The sequence below is a fragment of the Nocardiopsis lucentensis DSM 44048 genome (assembly GCF_000341125.1).
GTDB classification, from domain to species: domain Bacteria; phylum Actinomycetota; class Actinomycetes; order Streptosporangiales; family Streptosporangiaceae; genus Nocardiopsis; species Nocardiopsis lucentensis.
Window position 1 is genome coordinate 1 of the sequence record NZ_ANBC01000797.1, and the last position, 2233, is coordinate 2233.

Sequence of the window (2233 nt, forward strand, 5' to 3'; positions counted from 1 at the left end):
CGAGCGGACCAGCCAGGAGGCGGCGCGGGCGTTCGGCAGCGGCGTCGTGTTCCTGGAGCGCCTGGTCACCCACGCCCGGCACGTCGAGGTGCAGGTGATCGCCGACGGTGAGAACGCCTGGGCGCTCGGCGTCCGCGACTGCTCGGTGCAGCGGCGCAATCAGAAGATCATCGAGGAGTCGGCGTCGCCGGTCCTGAGCCCCGAGCAGACCGCTGATCTCAAGGCGTCGGCCGAGCGGCTGGCCGTCGCGGTCGGCTACCGCGGCGCGGCCACCGTCGAGTTCCTCTACCACCCCGGCGACGACCTCTTCGCCTTCCTGGAGGTCAACACCCGACTCCAGGTCGAGCACCCGATCACCGAGTCCACCACCGGCGTCGACCTGGTCAGGGCCCAGCTGCACGTGGCCTCCGGCGGGAAGCTGGAGGGCACGCCGCCGGCGGAGCGCGGGCACGCCATCGAGGCCCGGCTCAACGCCGAGGACCCGGACCGCGACTTCGCCCCCTCCCCGGGCCGCATCGCGCGGCTGGACCTGCCCGCCGGACCGGGCATCCGCGTGGACACCGGGGTCAGCGAGGGCGACACCATCCCCGCCGACTTCGACTCGATGATCGCCAAGATCATCGCCTACGGAGCCGACCGCGACGAGGCGCTCGGCAGGCTCCGCCGGGCGATGGCGCAGACCACCGTGATCATCGAGGGCGGCGCGACGAACAAGAGCTTCGTGCTCGACCTGCTCGACCGGCCCGAGGTCATCGACGCCAGCGCCGACACCGGCTGGATCGACCGGGTCCGGGGCGAGGGCGGCCTCGTCACCCACCGGCACTCCGCCGTCGCCCTGGCCGCGGCCGCCATCGAGGCCTACGAGGAGGAGGAACGCGTCGAACAGCACCGCCTGCTGTCGACGGCGTTCGGCGGCCGTCCGCAGGTGCAGCACGAGAGCGGTCGCCCGCTGGACCTCAAGCTGCGCGGTGTCGGCTACCGCGTGCGCGTCGCGCGTGTCGGGGCGCACCGCTTCCGCGTCGGTGTCGAGGCGGGCGAGGAGGCCCGCACCGTCGACGTCGAGCTCGACCGCTTCGACGAGCACACCGGGCGGATCATCGTCAACGGCACCCCGTACCGCCTGCTCACCGGCACGCACGGGCCTATCCACCTGGTCGAGGTGGAGGGCGTGGCGCACCGCGTCAGCCGCGACGAGGGCGGTGTCCTCCGCTCGCCCGCGCCCGCGCTGGTCGTCGCCACACCGCTGGAGGTCGGCGCCGAGGTCGAGGCGGGCGCCCCGGTCCTGGTGCTGGAGAGCATGAAGATGGAGACGGTGCTGCGGGCGCCGTTCCGGGCACGGCTGAAGGAGTGCGCCGTGTCCGTGGGCAGCCAGGTGGAGACCGGCGCCGCGCTGCTGCGCCTGGAGCCGCTCGCCGACGACGAGGCCGAGGACGCCGCCGCCACCGAGTCCGTGGAACTGGACCTGCCCGCCCCGGCCGCGGGGGTCCCGGCGCGCACACGCATCGCTCGCGGCCTGGAGGACGTGCGGAGCCTGCTACTGGGCTTCGACGTCGACCCCCACGACGAACGCCGGGTGCTCGACGCCTACCTCGCCGCGCGCGAGGAGGCCGTCGGCGAGGGCCACCGGCCGCTGGCCGAGGAGCTCGGCCTCGTCGACGTGTTTGCCGACCTGGCCGAGTTGAGCCGCAACCGGCCGGCCGGCGAGGAGAGCGGCGCCGACGACCGCGTCCACAGCGCGCGCGAGTACTTCCACACCTACCTCCAGAGCCTCGACGTCGAACGGGCCGGGCTCCCCGCGGCGTTCCAGGACAAACTCGCCAAGGCGCTGGAGCACTACGGGGTCACCGACCTGGAGCGTTCGCCCGAGCTCGAATCCGCGGTGTTCCGGATCTTCCTCGCCCAGCAGCGCGTGTCCGCGGACGTGTCCGTGGTGACGGAGCTGCTGCGCGCGTGGCTGCGCGAGCCGCAGCCGGACGGGACCCTGCGCGAGACCGCAGGCCGCGCCCTGGAGCGGCTGGTGGCCGCCACCCAGGTCCGCTTCCCCGTGGTCGCCGACCTCGCGCGCGGCGTCGTGTTCTCCTGGTTCGGCCAGCCGCTCCTGCGCCGCAACCGCGCCCGCGTCTACGCCAACGTCCGCAGGCACCTGCGCCACCTGGACGCGAACCCGGACGCGCCGGACCGCGCCGAGCGCGTCGCCGAGATGGTGCGCAGCACCGAGCCGCTGGTGCGGCTG

At 74.1% G+C, this 2233-nt stretch carries 1 protein-coding gene; it reads left to right on the top strand.

Annotated features, from left to right (window positions below; genetic code table 11):
- A partial coding sequence (locus tag D471_RS0127870; protein ID WP_017601666.1) for an ATP-binding protein occupies positions 1 to 2233 on the top strand: 2233 nt, incomplete at both ends.